Origin of the sequence: Rossellomorea aquimaris (genome assembly GCF_001877785.1) — a bacterium.
GTDB classification, from domain to species: Bacteria; Bacillota; Bacilli; order Bacillales; family Bacillaceae_B; genus Rossellomorea; species Rossellomorea aquimaris_A.
Map to the genome: position 1 here is coordinate 415,452 of NZ_MINN01000074.1, position 14,024 is coordinate 429,475.

The 14,024-nt window shown below is 40.4% G+C and carries 21 protein-coding genes; 3 read left to right on the top strand and 18 right to left on the bottom strand.

Going from position 1 to position 14,024, the window contains the following annotated elements; translation table 11 throughout:
* Positions 1-7 precede the first annotated feature (7 nt).
* From BHE18_RS05975 to BHE18_RS05990, 4 genes are all read right to left on the bottom strand, one after another.
* Complete coding sequence (locus tag BHE18_RS05975) at positions 8-736, bottom strand: ABC transporter permease (protein ID WP_071617688.1); 729 nt, start codon at positions 734-736, stop codon at positions 8-10.
* A 4-nt stretch (positions 737-740) separates the two neighbouring features.
* Positions 741-1,733: an ABC transporter ATP-binding protein gene (locus BHE18_RS05980; protein WP_071617689.1), complete on the bottom strand. Its 993-nt coding sequence runs from the start codon at positions 1,731-1,733 to the stop codon at positions 741-743.
* Between the two features lie 12 nt (positions 1,734-1,745).
* Positions 1,746-2,399, bottom strand: a complete 654-nt coding sequence (locus BHE18_RS05985) for an ABC transporter permease (protein ID WP_083573639.1) — start codon at positions 2,397-2,399, stop codon at positions 1,746-1,748.
* A gap of 146 nt (positions 2,400-2,545) precedes the next feature.
* Positions 2,546-3,196 (bottom strand): RNA polymerase sigma factor, encoded by a 651-nt coding sequence (locus BHE18_RS05990; protein ID WP_071617690.1) that lies wholly within the window; start codon positions 3,194-3,196, stop codon positions 2,546-2,548.
* A gap of 88 nt (positions 3,197-3,284) precedes the next feature.
* Here BHE18_RS05990 and BHE18_RS05995 point away from each other — a divergent pair, with 88 nt between their 5' ends.
* Together BHE18_RS05995 and BHE18_RS06000 are read left to right on the top strand one after the other, a co-directional pair.
* Complete coding sequence (locus BHE18_RS05995) at positions 3,285-3,701, top strand: VOC family protein (protein ID WP_071617691.1); 417 nt, start codon at positions 3,285-3,287, stop codon at positions 3,699-3,701.
* A 38-nt stretch (positions 3,702-3,739) separates the two neighbouring features.
* On the top strand, positions 3,740-4,168 hold the full coding sequence (locus tag BHE18_RS06000) for a GNAT family N-acetyltransferase (protein WP_071617692.1): 429 nt from the start codon (positions 3,740-3,742) through the stop codon (positions 4,166-4,168).
* 229 nt (positions 4,169-4,397) lie between these two features.
* On the opposite strand, the gene BHE18_RS06005 is transcribed toward BHE18_RS06000, so the two are convergent.
* The 10 genes from BHE18_RS06005 to BHE18_RS06040 form a co-directional block, all read right to left on the bottom strand.
* Complete coding sequence (locus BHE18_RS06005) at positions 4,398-5,021, bottom strand: kinase (RefSeq protein ID WP_071617693.1); 624 nt, start codon at positions 5,019-5,021, stop codon at positions 4,398-4,400.
* Positions 5,021-6,397, bottom strand: coding sequence for an NAD(P)/FAD-dependent oxidoreductase (locus BHE18_RS06010; RefSeq protein ID WP_071618260.1), 1,377 nt, complete (start codon positions 6,395-6,397; stop codon positions 5,021-5,023). Before BHE18_RS06010 ends, BHE18_RS06005 begins: the two co-directional genes overlap by 1 nt.
* Positions 6,398-6,532: 135 nt before the next feature.
* Complete coding sequence (locus BHE18_RS06015) at positions 6,533-7,027, bottom strand: hypothetical protein (RefSeq protein WP_083573642.1); 495 nt, start codon at positions 7,025-7,027, stop codon at positions 6,533-6,535.
* Between the two features lie 19 nt (positions 7,028-7,046).
* Complete coding sequence (locus BHE18_RS06020; RefSeq protein ID WP_071617694.1) at positions 7,047-7,727, bottom strand: HAD hydrolase-like protein; 681 nt, start codon at positions 7,725-7,727, stop codon at positions 7,047-7,049.
* A gap of 9 nt (positions 7,728-7,736) precedes the next feature.
* Positions 7,737-7,934, bottom strand: coding sequence for a DUF2975 domain-containing protein (locus BHE18_RS22690; protein WP_083573643.1), 198 nt, complete (start codon positions 7,932-7,934; stop codon positions 7,737-7,739).
* A complete protein-coding gene (locus BHE18_RS23945; RefSeq protein ID WP_171910667.1) occupies positions 7,901-8,005 on the bottom strand; it encodes a hypothetical protein in 105 nt (34 codons plus the stop codon). The genes BHE18_RS22690 and BHE18_RS23945 overlap by 34 nt, the downstream gene beginning before the upstream one ends.
* Positions 7,989-8,312 carry a hypothetical protein gene (locus BHE18_RS22695; RefSeq protein WP_141771816.1) on the bottom strand — a complete coding sequence of 108 codons (324 nt, stop codon included), beginning with the start codon at positions 8,310-8,312 and terminating at the stop codon, positions 7,989-7,991. Before BHE18_RS22695 ends, BHE18_RS23945 begins: the two co-directional genes overlap by 17 nt.
* A 90-nt stretch (positions 8,313-8,402) precedes the next feature.
* The gene (rlmN, locus tag BHE18_RS06030; RefSeq protein WP_071617695.1) at positions 8,403-9,479 is read right to left on the bottom strand and encodes a 23S rRNA (adenine(2503)-C(2))-methyltransferase RlmN; all 1,077 of its coding nucleotides are present in this window, start codon (positions 9,477-9,479) and stop codon (positions 8,403-8,405) included.
* 178 nt (positions 9,480-9,657) lie between these two features.
* On the bottom strand, positions 9,658-10,296 hold the full coding sequence (locus BHE18_RS06035; RefSeq protein WP_071617696.1) for a FusB/FusC family EF-G-binding protein: 639 nt from the start codon (positions 10,294-10,296) through the stop codon (positions 9,658-9,660).
* A gap of 167 nt (positions 10,297-10,463) precedes the next feature.
* Positions 10,464-10,727, bottom strand: a complete 264-nt coding sequence (locus tag BHE18_RS06040) for a CD3324 family protein (RefSeq protein WP_071617697.1) — start codon at positions 10,725-10,727, stop codon at positions 10,464-10,466.
* Positions 10,728-11,015: 288 nt separating this feature from the next.
* Here BHE18_RS06040 and BHE18_RS06045 point away from each other — a divergent pair, with 288 nt between their 5' ends.
* A complete protein-coding gene (locus tag BHE18_RS06045) occupies positions 11,016-11,573 on the top strand; it encodes a GNAT family N-acetyltransferase (protein ID WP_071617698.1) in 558 nt (185 codons plus the stop codon).
* A gap of 88 nt (positions 11,574-11,661) precedes the next feature.
* Here the strand turns inward: BHE18_RS06045 and BHE18_RS06050 are convergent, their stop codons facing one another.
* The 4 genes from BHE18_RS06050 to BHE18_RS06060 all read right to left on the bottom strand — a co-directional run bounded on the left by BHE18_RS06050 (position 11,662) and on the right by BHE18_RS06060 (position 13,598).
* A complete protein-coding gene (locus BHE18_RS06050; protein ID WP_071618262.1) occupies positions 11,662-12,222 on the bottom strand; it encodes a GNAT family N-acetyltransferase in 561 nt (186 codons plus the stop codon).
* A gap of 143 nt (positions 12,223-12,365) precedes the next feature.
* On the bottom strand, positions 12,366-12,503 hold the full coding sequence (locus BHE18_RS23165) for a hypothetical protein (RefSeq protein WP_171910668.1): 138 nt from the start codon (positions 12,501-12,503) through the stop codon (positions 12,366-12,368).
* 27 nt (positions 12,504-12,530) lie between these two features.
* Positions 12,531-12,875: a hypothetical protein gene (locus BHE18_RS06055; protein ID WP_071617699.1), complete on the bottom strand. Its 345-nt coding sequence runs from the start codon at positions 12,873-12,875 to the stop codon at positions 12,531-12,533.
* Positions 12,876-12,914: 39 nt separating this feature from the next.
* Positions 12,915-13,598 carry a Type 1 glutamine amidotransferase-like domain-containing protein gene (locus tag BHE18_RS06060; RefSeq protein ID WP_071617700.1) on the bottom strand — a complete coding sequence of 228 codons (684 nt, stop codon included), beginning with the start codon at positions 13,596-13,598 and terminating at the stop codon, positions 12,915-12,917.
* Positions 13,599-14,024: the final 426 nt, after the last annotated feature.

A 14,024-nucleotide genomic window follows, 5' to 3' on the forward strand; every position in this document is an offset into this window, starting at 1 on the left:
GTTGCATTCAACCTTGCCTGATCCCTTCAGATACAATTGCGCGTTCGAGCAGTCTAAGAAGATAATCCACTGATATAGCCAGCAGTGTGACCGGGATCGCCCCTGAAATCAAATAACCGTTATCGAATAATTGAATACCTGTAAAAATCCATACACCCAATCCTCCGCCTCCGACTACATAGGCAAGTGCAGCTGTTCCGATATTCAATACGACAGCTGTCCGAATCCCCGCTAAAATGGAATAAGCCGCATTTGGCAATTCGATTTTAAAAAGGATTTGAGATGGTGTCATACCCATCCCCCTTGCTGCATCGATTAAATTTTCATCAAGGGAATCGATACCTGCTACTGTATTTCTGTATATCGGGAGAAGCGAATAAATAAAGAGCGCAAACACTGCCGTTTTAAAGCCAATACCAAGTATACTGATCATAAGGGCAAGAACAGCGAGACTCGGAATGGTCTGACCAAAATTTACAGTATTCGAAACAACCCACTCAGCCCTTCTGAACGATTTGCGTGTAATCAGGATCCCTATAGGCACTGCAGCTGCTATCGCTAAGAGGGATGATACCAGGACCAGCTGAAAGTGTTGTTTTAACAACAGGAAAAACGTACTGGTTTCACTGAAGATATAATTGAAATATTGATTTTTTACCGCCCAGGCCATAAAGATCATGACCAGTGCATATACAAAATAACGAACAAGCCGGCTGATCAGTTTTTTCTTATTCATGAAATCACCCTTCCACAGCCGGGGAGGTTTTGCCCTTTATTTCATAATGAAGATATTTTTGGACACGATCAATCGTAATCGCCCCAAGTTTATCCCCGGAATGATTCAAAACAATGACCTGCTCCGCTTCCTGGTTTAATAGCATGGAAAGAGTATTCCTCAAATCATGATGCACGCTTATCGTTTTGGTATCCTCTACGCTTTCATCTATATCAACAAGTCCGATAATTTCTTTTAAATCAGAAATGGTATGCAGACTTAAACTCTTTATTGCCCTGTCTTTCCCGAAAAATTCATACACAAAGTCATTTTTTGGCCGTACGAGCATTTCGGAGGGTGAATCATATTGCATGATTTCCCCGCCACGCAGCAAAACGATTTTATCTGCCATCTTGATTGCTTCATCGATATCGTGACTGACAAAAAGAATGGTTTTCTTCACTTCTTTTTGAATCTGCAAAAACTCATCCTGTATTTTTTCCCGGATGATCGGATCGAGAGCACCAAATGGTTCGTCCATTAACATGACGGGCGGATCAGCTGCGAGTGCCCGGATTACGCCGATCCGCTGTTGTTGACCGCCCGACAATTCATGCGGATATCGTTTTCTATATTTGTCGGGACTCAAGCCGATCATACCCATCAATGAATCAAATCGTTCTCTTTTCTGTTTTTTATCCCATCCCAGCATATCAGGGACAATCATTACATTTTGCTCGATTGTCATATTGGGAAATAATCCGTTACTTTGGATGACATATCCGACTTTTCTTCTTAATTCTATTTCATTCAATTGCATGGAATCCTGTCCATCAATGATGATTTTGCCCTCTGAAATGGATTCAAGCCTGTTCACCATGCGAAGCAGGGTTGTCTTTCCACAGCCTGAAGGACCGAGAAGGACAACTATGTCACCCTTTTCCACGGTGAAATCAACTTTGTTGACGGCTGTCACTCCGCCTTCATACGTTTTTGTTGTTTGATCAAACGTTATCATCTTTTCACCTCTTTAGTTAGATATACTTTTCGGTGTGAAGCGTTTTTGGATCCACATAAGGATGCCATCCGCAATCATCGCAAGTATTGCAACGGCAACAGATCCACTGATAATTAAATAATTATCCCCCCGGGAGATTCCCTGTGTGATAAGGACGCCCAGCCCTCCAGCACCTATATAAGCTGCAATGACCCCTATCCCTATATTAAGCACCACCGCTGTCCGGATACCGGCCATGATCGACGGAAAAGCATTTGGAATCTCCACACGGAACAAACGTTGGTGTGTTTTCATCCCGAGCCCCTTTGCCGCATCCCTCATTTCAGGACTGACATTCTTGATTGCTGTATATGTATTCCGAATAATGGGCAGCTGGGAATAAAGTACAAGTGCTACAAATGCGGGGACAAAGCCGATTCCCTGATTGATGATCGAGAAAATCGGGATCATGACTCCGAATAATGCTATGCTTGGGATTGTGAGCATTACCGATGCAATCTGCAAAACAGTCTCCGCCAGATAATCATTCGTAGTCAAATAAATTCCAAGCGGGATACCGATCAAAAGTGCAACGAAAATCGCCAACCCGACAAGTACAGCGTGTTCAATCGTCATATCCAAGATTCTCGGAGCATTGACTTCAAGGAATTTCATCCATTTATCCAATCGAAACCCTCCTTCTAATAAGTTTTGGGCCAAAAAAAAATCGAGCAGGCTAATAGCCCAGTCGATTGTTAGTATACCCTTCAAGAAGCTTAACATTCTTTCGACAAACTGTCTAAAACTACGCCTTTCCCCGTAATGGATATTCATTAATTAACAATTTCCAGGATGTTCCCATCAGGGTCACACAGATGTATACGCCTGGTACCTGAGTCTCTTCCTATCTTAAAATGTCTTGACTCCAGAAGCCGGAAAAGGGTAAAAAGCGAGGCGGGGCGGCTGTGCTTGATCGCCCATGTCAGTTCGGAAATCAACTCATGATCTCGAGGCGAGCGCCTGATCTGAGGTGTGTAATCCCTCATACTCTTTAATCGCGACCTTGAACGCGATAACGCCGTCTTTACTGATTCATCTGAAATTCTGAGCATCTCTGCGATTTCTTGGGAGCGGTAACTGAAAACATCTTTTAAAGTAATAAGAACTGCCTGCCGGATCGGCAATTTCATCATCAGCTCTTCAACCAACCCTTCGCATGTAATAAAGTCTTCTTCAAACTGGTAAAGCTCTTCCCTGAAACCGGTGACGGCTTTTTTCTTTTTCAATTCATCGATAAAGAGGTTTTTTGCCACTTTGCACAGAAAACTAATAGTGAACTCTCTTTCAGGATCAATCGTTTTTAGCGAGTATACCTTTGTCAACGTCTCTTGAACCAGATCTTCAGCTGCCCATGGTGATCCTGTCTGCTTTAAACAAAAACGGTAGAGTTGGGACATGATTTTGTCTATATTATCGAATATCACGGCAATCCTCCATTTTTCAAAAAATGTGTAACTTTTCATTCTTTTCATTCGTTATCAGGGTGATTTTAAATATGCTAGGAGTGGTCTAATGTTCAAAGTAGGAAGCGTATTCATACCGGTGACAGATTTAAAGAAATCCCAGAAGTGGTATCAAGATCTATTAGGTGTCAAATTAATTGATGAATGGGACGGCGGAGCCGGGTTTTACTTCCCTGACTGCCCGACTCAACTCGGTTTGGTGCAAGTAGAAAAACCACAGCCATCAGAGTTTTCAATCACTAAAAACAAGAAAAATTCTTATTACAACTTTCTCGTTGAGGATATTGACGAGGCTTATTCTTATTTTAACAGAAATGGTGTCAAAGCTTCAGAGATAGATGAGTGGGATGGGATGAAATTCTTCGATTTTATAGATCCGGACGGAAATCCTTTCAGTGTTGTCAATGAAGTGGAAGGATCTCCTTTTCACAGGGAAGAAGTTAAGAAAATGCAGGAAGATGACTAATACTTGATTAACATAATGAGGAAACAAGGAGCGGGAATATGACAGTCATTAAGGAATTGAAGTTCGAGACAGACTGGCTTGAGGCATACCCATTGATGAAGCAGCTAAGGACACATCTGGATAGGGACCAATATCTTGAATTAATAAAAGATGCTGCTGCTTCAGACGGATATCAACTGGCGGCTTTATACAATAAGGAAAAGATCGTCTCTGTCACCGGGTTCATGCCTATGATAACACTATATAATGGAAAGTTCATTTGGGTATGCGATTTAGTCACTGATGCTAATGAGCGCTCACAAGGTCACGGGCAAGAATTACTTTTGTATGTCGAGAAGTGGGCAAGGAGTCATGGTTATGAGCGCATCTCTCTCTCATCAGGACTTCAGCGCATTGATGCACATCGATTTTATGAAGAAAAAATGGATTATCAGAAAAAAAGCTTTGTTTTCCTGAAGGATTTATAAAGGGCAGATGATAAAAATTTCAAAGGTGGATTTACCATTAAAAAATGCCTGCGCATGCCCGTCATGCAGCAGGCCACCTTTTTTAAAATGCCCGGAAAATGATTGTTGAAATGCTGCGAACATGAAGATTGTAAAAACACCGGCCGCCCTTGAGAATATGAATAGTTTATATAGACTGAAGAATCCCCATAACAAAATAGTGGCAAGAAACTACTTAGCTTTAAGGGGATTATTCCGGTATATAGATAAAAATACAGCCTCCATCATTCTTTGTGTTGGTTATATAATCGGCACTTTCTTCAGGCTTTACATTCATTAAGTAATAGTCCTCGGCCTTCCAATACCGTTTCTCGAACTTTTCCAAATGGGTCTGTGTCAGTTCTCTCTCCCTTTTGAACCGTGTCTCCCTGTCACAGTTTAAATAGATGACATAATCAAAATAGTCCTTCCATTCTTTTCGTTGAAGAAATACCCCTTCAATCAGGATACATCCGGTTGATGGGATGATTACATCCTTCGAAATTTGAACATCCTTCTCCCTATTATAGAATTGAAGATGCAGTAAGGTTGAGCTCCTCAGCCCGGTAAACAAGTCTTCTTTCAACTTTTCCACATTCCATTGTAAAAAATAATACTCCTCCCATTCTTCATAACCAGTATTATATCTTTTAGAACGGGGCTCGATAAAATCATCCAAATGAAGACATACATGATCGATATGATTCTCCACCAAGAATTTTTCGACTTTATTCACATACGTTGTTTTTCCTGATCGGCTCAATCCATCAACACCAATTACGATAAGCTTACTTTCATTATCATGTAAAATTTTTTTGAACACACTGCAGTCCATCATCGGTATCCCCTTAAATTATTTTCTCCGGGCAAAAGTGCGAGGTGTTTTCCTAAGTATATTCCGCTTGCTGCAGCCTGGGAGAGAGAATGAGTGACTCCCGAGCAGTCACCGATCAAATATATCCCTTTCACTTCACTTTCAAGGAATTTGTCAGTAAATAACTTCGGTTCATAGAATTTGGCATCCAGTCCGTAAATAAGTGTATCTCCATGAATCTCTTCACCAAGCAGATTTTCCAGTGCAAAAAGAAAGTCGAGCAGGGCTTGACTATAGAGTTTAGGTATTTCTTTCCTGACGTTTCCGATATCCGCATTTAAGGAAGGTACCACTTCATTGCCGACAAGAGCTTCAGTTCGTATGCCACGCTTAAAATCTGTAAGTCTCTGGACAACAACCCTGTCCTTTCCCCTGTTGATACTGCCAATGATCTCTACTGCCCGGTTCATTGCATCTTCATAGGAAGAAAAATACTGCGGCACAAATAGCGTGAAATTCAAGTTGGCGCTTGGAGTTTCTTTTTCATAAACGTTTTGTCCATCAGGCATAACCAGCCCGTGCTGATGCTTCCTTATGATGCGCCCCCGGGGATTCATGCAATATGTCGTGCCTTCATAATTGCGGCACTGTATTTTTAATTTTGTCTCAAAGGTGTCTTGAAGGATCGCCTTTAGCTGATTTTCTTTCATTTCCACCCGGCATCCCATATCAAGACGCGTTTCTCCAGGATAGACACTTAAAGACTCCATCATCTTCTTCAACCAGATACTCCCGCTCATTCCCGTTCCGACCACAATAGTGTTTGTGTGGACTTTTTCCTGATTGGTATGGAGTTCAAATCCCTTTTCATTCTTTCGAATAGTTTCAACTTTAGTTTCAAACGAAAAAGTCATCCTGTCCTGCATGAACTCATACATATTTTGAAAGATCTTCTGCGACAGATCGGTTCCCAGGTGACGTACTTCAGTGGATAGTGCATGAAGGCCATGCCGTCTTGCTTTTTTGGAAAGAGCTTCGTTCTTAGTGCTGTATTTCTCCCTGACACTGCCACCGAATTTACAGAGAATTGCATCCACTTCCTCCATCAGTCGAAGCGCACGTTCTTTTCCTATCTTCCTATGAAGTTCTCCTCCGAAATCATTTGTATAATTGAATTTCCCTTCAGATTTCCCAAGTCCTGAAAAGCCCGTATACTTGCTGCATGTATCTCCGCAAGTACATTCTTTTCCTTCATCTATCCCGCAGTGCCTGTTTTCCAGTTCTTTACCAACATCTATCATATGTATACTGATATCCGGATTCTCATTGATCAGCGTATACGCGAAGAAAATACTGCTTACCCCTGCACCAATGATGGTGATATCATGATGATTCACTTCCAAAATAGCACCTCTTTACCTGCAACGAATTTATATCTATAGAATTACTAACCAATCATTCTATTCTTATTTTAACATACCATACTCCATGCCAAAGGCCCGTCCCCTGCTTGAGAGAGACGGGCCTTGCAATTAGTATTTTTGTATGATGGTCCCAATCAGCTTCTTATCAATGAAACTGAACTCAATATTAATGTTGTGCTGTTTATCAAAGTATCCAATGATATCTGTTCCTGTATCCGTTCTTTCATAGTAATTGGGACCATATGCATCTATTACTTTTTCGGCTTCATCCCCTGCACGTATCCCTTTGGCAGTCCGGTAATCGCCTCTGAAGAAGTAACGGAAAACTTTCTTATCTTTTATACCGAATTCAACATCATCATAAACAAGGTATTTAGTATGTGTTTCAGGTATTTCATTCACTTCAAAAGGGGCTTTCAAGTTCGTTAACACAGTTTCTTCTGCAGTATCCAAGGAAATTCTCTTTACGTTTTCAAGAGAAAGATCTGTATGTTCAATGGTTTCATAGAATTTCTCTCGATTAATTAAATCCTGCCCATACCCTGTCAGCAGTATCAACGAAACTATAAGTACCATACCTATCGTCAACTGGCTCTTTTTCACCCGCCTTGCCCCCACTATGTTAAGACTTGATTTTATTAGAGCGACCAACGGCCTCAATAAATTGATTTAATTCGATTAAATCCTCGATAACTATATCAGCCTGCTTCAGTTCATGCTCTTGAGAAAAATCAAAGCGGCACCCAACTGCCAGCAGTCCATTATCTTTTGCAGCGGTTATATCCGAGAGCCGGTCTCCGACCACGGCACCACTCTTAATACCATGTTTCCTGCAAATCATGTGCACCAAGTCTGATTTAATCAGGGAATCCACATGCTCAATGCTGTAAGCGGCATCCAGCCAGCGGTCCAGATTATAATACTTTACGATTGATTCCAAATAAGCAGGAAGTCCGTTACTGGCAATGAATAATTTCATTCCATGCTTCTTTAATTCTTCCAAAGTTTCTTTTACATGGGGATATAATTCACCCTTCCCGCTTTGAATGTTATCAACCAGCACTTCAAGGAAGTGTTCATCCACACTCTCCCTTACTTCTTCTGAGTGAAGAGGTAATAATGTTTCCCAGACTTTCGGCAGGGGAATACCCATGATTTCCCGGTATTTATCAATTGGGGGAGCCCCTTCCCACAATCCTTCCTTCTCTAAGCATGCGAAAGTGTCTTTAAGGGATAGCTCTAAAATTCGATCTGTTTGAAATAGTGTTCCGTCCATATCAAAAATGACAGCATCAATTTTCATTTTCTCACCTCATACGGTTAATTCATTATCCGGGTTCAAATCGAGTGCATGCCTAAGCATTTCATGCAATACTGCTGCAAATACAGAAATTGTCATAGATGCATTTACAATCACCAATCCTGCTGCTGCAATTCCGGGGTGAAGTGCACCCTGCATGAGCAAAAATAATGCACCTATGATAAAATTCCTGAAATGATCCATGCACATTTCTTGACCATTCTTAACGTATTTGCGGCCTCTACTGTAAACGCCGTACCGGACTCAATGTACTCTATCAATCGATAAGCCTGGTAAAGTGCAAGAAAAAGGAATCTCTGTCGTATACAGCCCCTGGAGGACCGGCAGCTTCAAATACGCAAATTCAGGATTTTTCATTGCTGAAAATGCAGCCAGCTCGGGAAGACCATACATACTAAGCCCTGCAACAGCCAATCCGGTTAAGATAACGGCTGATTTCAAGAAGAAAGTTGAAGTTTTTTCCACAACACCCTCCCCTTCCATATTTTTCATTATAAAAGGGTGTTTATTGATTTTCAATAAATAATTATCAAAATTCATGATTTGAATTAAAATTGCAAAAATCATATTTGAAGCGCTCGTTACATAACCAATTTCAAAATCACTGTAAAAAAACACGAATTCCAAATAGAAATTCGTGTTTTTCATTCATAATGATCAGGATTTAGCCTTTTCTTTATCTTTTTTAATTTGCTTACTTCTCAATTGGCCGCATGCAGCATCAATGTCCGTCCCTTGTTCGACTCGGACACCGCAATTGATGCCGTGATCGAGAAGAGTGCCGTAGAATCCGACAATAGCGTCTTTCGTACTCCGTTGATACTGATTGTGTTCGTCAACCGGGTTATATGGAATCAGGTTGACGTAGGATAAATGACGTTTGTCTTTTAACAATTTTGCCAACTGCAGTGCTTCTTCTTTATGATCATTCACATCGTGAAGAAGAATGTATTCGAACGTGATCCTTCGATTCGTTTTTTCCAGATAATAATCTATTGCCGGCATCAATTTTTCCAGCGGATAAGCACGATTGATTTTCATGATCTTCGTACGGAGTTCATTGTTCGGTGCATGCAATGATACAGCCAGATTAATTTGAATGTTCTCGTCAGCAAATTGATAGATCTTATCCGCCAATCCGCTTGTCGACACCGTGATGTGACGGGCCCCGATGGAAAGACCTTTCTGATCGTTTACGACCCTGAAGAAATCCATCATATTATCATAGTTATCAAAAGGTTCGCCGATTCCCATCACAACAATATGACTTACACGCTCATCTTTGCCTTGTGCATCCAGATGATGCTGGACATTCATGATCTGTTCAACAATTTCACCACTGGAAAGATCGCGGTTCTTCTTCAACAACCCGCTTGCACAGAAAGTACAACCTATATTACAGCCTACCTGGGTCGTTACACATACACTCAAGCCATAATTAAAACGCATTAAGACAGTCTCGATCAGGTTGCCATCCTGAAGTTTAAATAAAAACTTGATCGTTCCATCTTTTGATTCCTGTTTGATTTCCTGCTGCAGTGTCTGGATATGAAAATGTTCATCCAATAACTGGATGCAATCACTATTTACATTTTTCATCTCTGAAAAATCAGTTACTCTCTTTTTATATAACCAATCCCACACCTGGGCAGCACGGAATTTTTTCTGACCATGCTCAACCAGCCATGAGGTAAGTTGATCTAATGTTAATCCATATATGGATGTCTTCTCCATTTAAAACCCTCATTTCGAAACTATACAAATTTTCTACTTATCTATACTACTTAAAGTACAGCCATGTTTCAAGGGAATTATCAAGTTTACACAATATTGGAATTCCGTAATCTAATGCTTGATGCCGAAATTCATGCTAATTAACCGCAAAAAAAGACCGGTTTCATTCCCGGTCTTATTATTGCTTCACTCTCTCAATAAAATCATCTAGCTTGTCTAAATCCTTTAATTTACCATTGCATTCCATACTATCCCGGCATATATAGTTCCCTTTTTTAACAAATGTGCCGTGAGAAGATTTCTTGGATTGTGATACAAATAAGCCAACTTCTGAAAACGAATGGCAAATTGTACAAAGCCCTTTTATACTGCTGTTTTTAAATGTCCCCTTAAGCCCTATAAGCCTTCCGTCAACCTCAGCTACGATGTACTTGCTTTCCTGTCCGAAGTCATTCCATCCAAGATATGATATAGCTTTGAAATCGAATTCTTTCAGGTCGGGGATCCTTAGCTTCTTCACTTTGGGAAACATCTTTTTCAATGCCGTTTCATTTACAGTCTGAAAAGGTATTACATACTCTCTCAATGCTTCCAGGAAGTCTTCTGCATGATCTGAATCCTTGATATCTGTTATTTTCTCAATCATATCCTGCTCTTGAGTTCCCAGCTCTTCGAACAAATCCATGACTTTATCTCTTACAAGTGCTCTTAAGGCTTGCAGCACCCCGGGATCATTTACAGTTGCATAGCCGTTTATCAATACCTGAGTCTGGTAACTGATGAAATTATATTGATCGTTTCGAATGAATGCATCCATCTTTATCGCTCCTATATTTAATGCTCTAGTGATTTACTTCAATTCCACACTAATACATCCATGGATAAAAATAAATATATATAATGACTCAGAATTAAACAATACATACCGTCTGCCTATTGAATGAAAAAACCGGGAGCATGCAGCTTCCCGGTGAAGTGAATGGGTTATTTCCGATAAACGATTTTCTTGATTGTTTCACAAGACAAATGATGCTCCAATGCCAGTTGATCGATCTTTTCTCCGTTTTTGAATGCATGCTGAATTCGTGCATTCCGTTCATCAATCAACGCTCTCGCACCTGATTGACTTCCCCACTTTTTATAGGTATTTCTGGGTTTAGGGATATATATCGTCTCTCCCTGGACATAATTTTGAATTTCCTTTAATAATTTTTCCGGCAGTAAACCGTCTGCGTTCACATATTTCAACGAGCTCATCCCCTTATTATCAATAAAAAGTAAATAAGGTACAAAGCCCATCATTGGAAATACACGAAACATGTACGGGCGATCAGATTGTTGTCCACCCCATGCAAAGTATCGCCATTCCAGTAACAGGCTTTGCATGAGACGCTCCGGACTCTGGTAATATCATTACCATGTTACCACCTCCTGCTTCGTTTTCTGATATTTATTATAAACGAATTCAGAAAAAACTGTTACCCCGAATTCTATTAAGTGGTATAATTTTCTAAATTTCAAAAAGGGGTGAAAACTTTGTTTTCATTTAAAGTGAATGAAGATATTTCATTGGAATTATTCCAGCAGCATCATAAAGAGGAATTATATGAATTGATTGATAGCAACAGGGCTCATTTGCGTGCGCGGCTCCAATGGGTGGACAAGCGTCAATCCCCTGATGATTTAACACCGATCATCCCAATCTGGATCCGCAATTATGCCGATAATAATGGGTTTGATGCGGGAATTCGTTATCGAGGGGAATTAGTTGGGATGGTCGGCCTTCATTATATTGATTGGAAGACGAAATCAACAAGTATCGGTTACTTTTTATCAGAACAGGCACAAGGAAAAGGAATTGTTACCACCACGATTAAGGCACTATTAAACTATATTTTTTCTGAATTAAAGCTGAATCGCGTTGAGATTCAGTGTGCTGTTACAAATTCCAAAAGCTTTCAAATCCCTGAGAGGCTGGGTTTTAAAAAGGAAGGAATTACGCGGGATGGACAGTGGCTGCATGATCACTATGAAGATATTGTTACTTACAGCATGCTGGCAAAAGAATGGACTAAGGAACAGTCTCATACATAAGCCAGTCGTATTAGGCATAAGCTGCTAACAGTGCTTTCATAAAGGTGCTGCTGCAGTAAATATTACAATGATAGCAGTCTGATATATTTTACCTAACCTTCCCATAAATGCAGGTATCAGTGACCCGGGTCCCGTCCCTGGACAAATCATCGTTCCTTAAGATTCCTTCTAACTCATACCCAAGCTGTTCTGGAATTTTTCTGCTTCTGAGGTTGTCACTTTCACAGCGAATTTCAACCCTTCTGCCGTCAAGTTCATTTATTGCAAGCTCAGTCAGTCTTCCAACTGCTTCTCCCATATATCCTTTGCCGGTCATTCTGGTATCGATCCAGTATCCGATTTCAAACTTAGGTATATTCCAATCAATATTGTGAAATCCTGTCGATCCAATGAAACGGTTGGTCTCTTTACAAAATATCAGGTACCTGAGAGCTTTACGGGTTATGAATTTCGCATGCGCTTCCCTCGTATTAGCTTCTGTTTCATCAACATCAGGCAGGACCTGAGCGAAACCAAGCCACGGTTTTAGTTCTGCATGCGACGCTTTGATCGCTGCATTCACTGCCTTCCCGTCACCCGGCATCGGCATTCTTAAGATCAGCCTCTCTGTCTCGATGATATCTGGTACTTCCTTTAATATGTGATCCACACTCATCAACCCTCTTCTCCGCTATCATATTTATTTACTTTTTCAAGTTTGTAAAGTATGTATGCAAAATAACTCCCGCATACAATCATCAGAACCGCTAATGAATTTATAAATATAAAATCCATCACGTATTTCCCGGCTGATTAACTGCCTGCCATTGCTGTCTGGCAGGCTGCCTTACCGATCATAGGCATCATGATATTAACGATACCTGTAATAAACAAAACAGAAACACTCAGAATGACACTCAGACAAGCAAAGAAAAACAGAATATTTTCCATCTGGCCACTATGCCTCCTTTTCTCTTTTCACCTGCAGAAGTTAATTTCTTTTTTCTCCCGCACAGTGCCGCTGTTTTTATTAATGACAATTTCATAGCCCTCACACTTGGAGGAATCTCTTTCGTCGACTAATTCAACGCTGATTTCCTCTCTCATTATATGAACGTCTTTCATCTCATAAGGTGTAGATTCAAGCTTAGAAAAGGGTTTCCACCAACCCGCCAAATACCTTTGGGATATCTCGACAGCAAGCGTTCTGTTTACCGGTAAATCAGATTGTTCGATATGTAATGTCCGGGCGTCGTTCACGAGGAAAATGCCGATCATGATCAGTATACCGACCCCGGGGAGTATCAATAATTTCAAATTCACTTTTTCACCTTTCCTCCCTCATCATCCAGTTGGATCACATCACTCTTTCCATTCAATTACTTTACCTATATTCACTTCCAAAATCCCATTTTCGTCAGAAGTAATAGCAGGTTTATTGCCAATCACAGTCAGGCAGTTTCCTGCTACAGCTAATCCAGTTTCTTCTGATAGAGCAATTACAGGCTTTTTCCATTTTATTGTAAGCGATTTGATGAATTCTTCCTGACCTTTTTCGTCGTGACACAGGATGGCATAACCACCAATGCACCCGAGCCCCGAATAATCCGTCAAACCTGTAGTGTTATCATCACTGAGTGCACAGGTTTCAAGATGGCTGCCAAGAATGATCGCTCCTGCACTGCCTCCATATACGATGCCCCCCTCCGCAATATAAAGTTCCAGCATCTCTAAAAAAGGTGTATCTTTCAACTTTCCCCAAAGGTGAAAGGTGTTTCCTCCTCCAATATAAACTGCTGAGAAAACATTTAAATCATCTATTCTCTTATCATCTAAATCAGTCCACATCTCAATACAGGAAACACCGAGTGGGTGAAATACCTCAGTGAACCATTCATAGCATTCTCTATAATTTTCAGCAGGCGGATCCATAGCGACAGGAATGTATAAAAGCGGCAGATCGGGACTCAGCATAGAAACGAAATACTCATCTATGATTCTGGTCTGCTTTTCATCCCCTCCGCCTGATAGTATCAATTTCTTCAATTTCTTTCCCCCTTCCTACATTGTCATTCTACCATTTAACTGTAAAAAATCTCCATGCTATCCTCCAAAAGAAACTCTTTTAAGAAAAAGTTTAGATTCAAGGTTGAGAAAAGACATGACCGATTTCCTAGATATAATAACGCTAAAACAGAAGATTTGAGGAAATTTTTCTTGAAATACCGGATAAATTTTCTTTTTACCAATTTATTTTACATTAATATCCAAATGTATCCACTATTCGGGTATTCTGTATTTTCAGATAGTTTGCTAGAATCCTATTTAGCGAGATGCAATACATAACATACAAGATCTGTCTTCAAAAACATCTCCATATCTATCGAAAGGAGGACCCGGTAAGGAAACGAAAGAAAACTATTTGTCGTTACGGAATTGTCTCACTCTAAAAAAAGAAAATGGAGGAATACG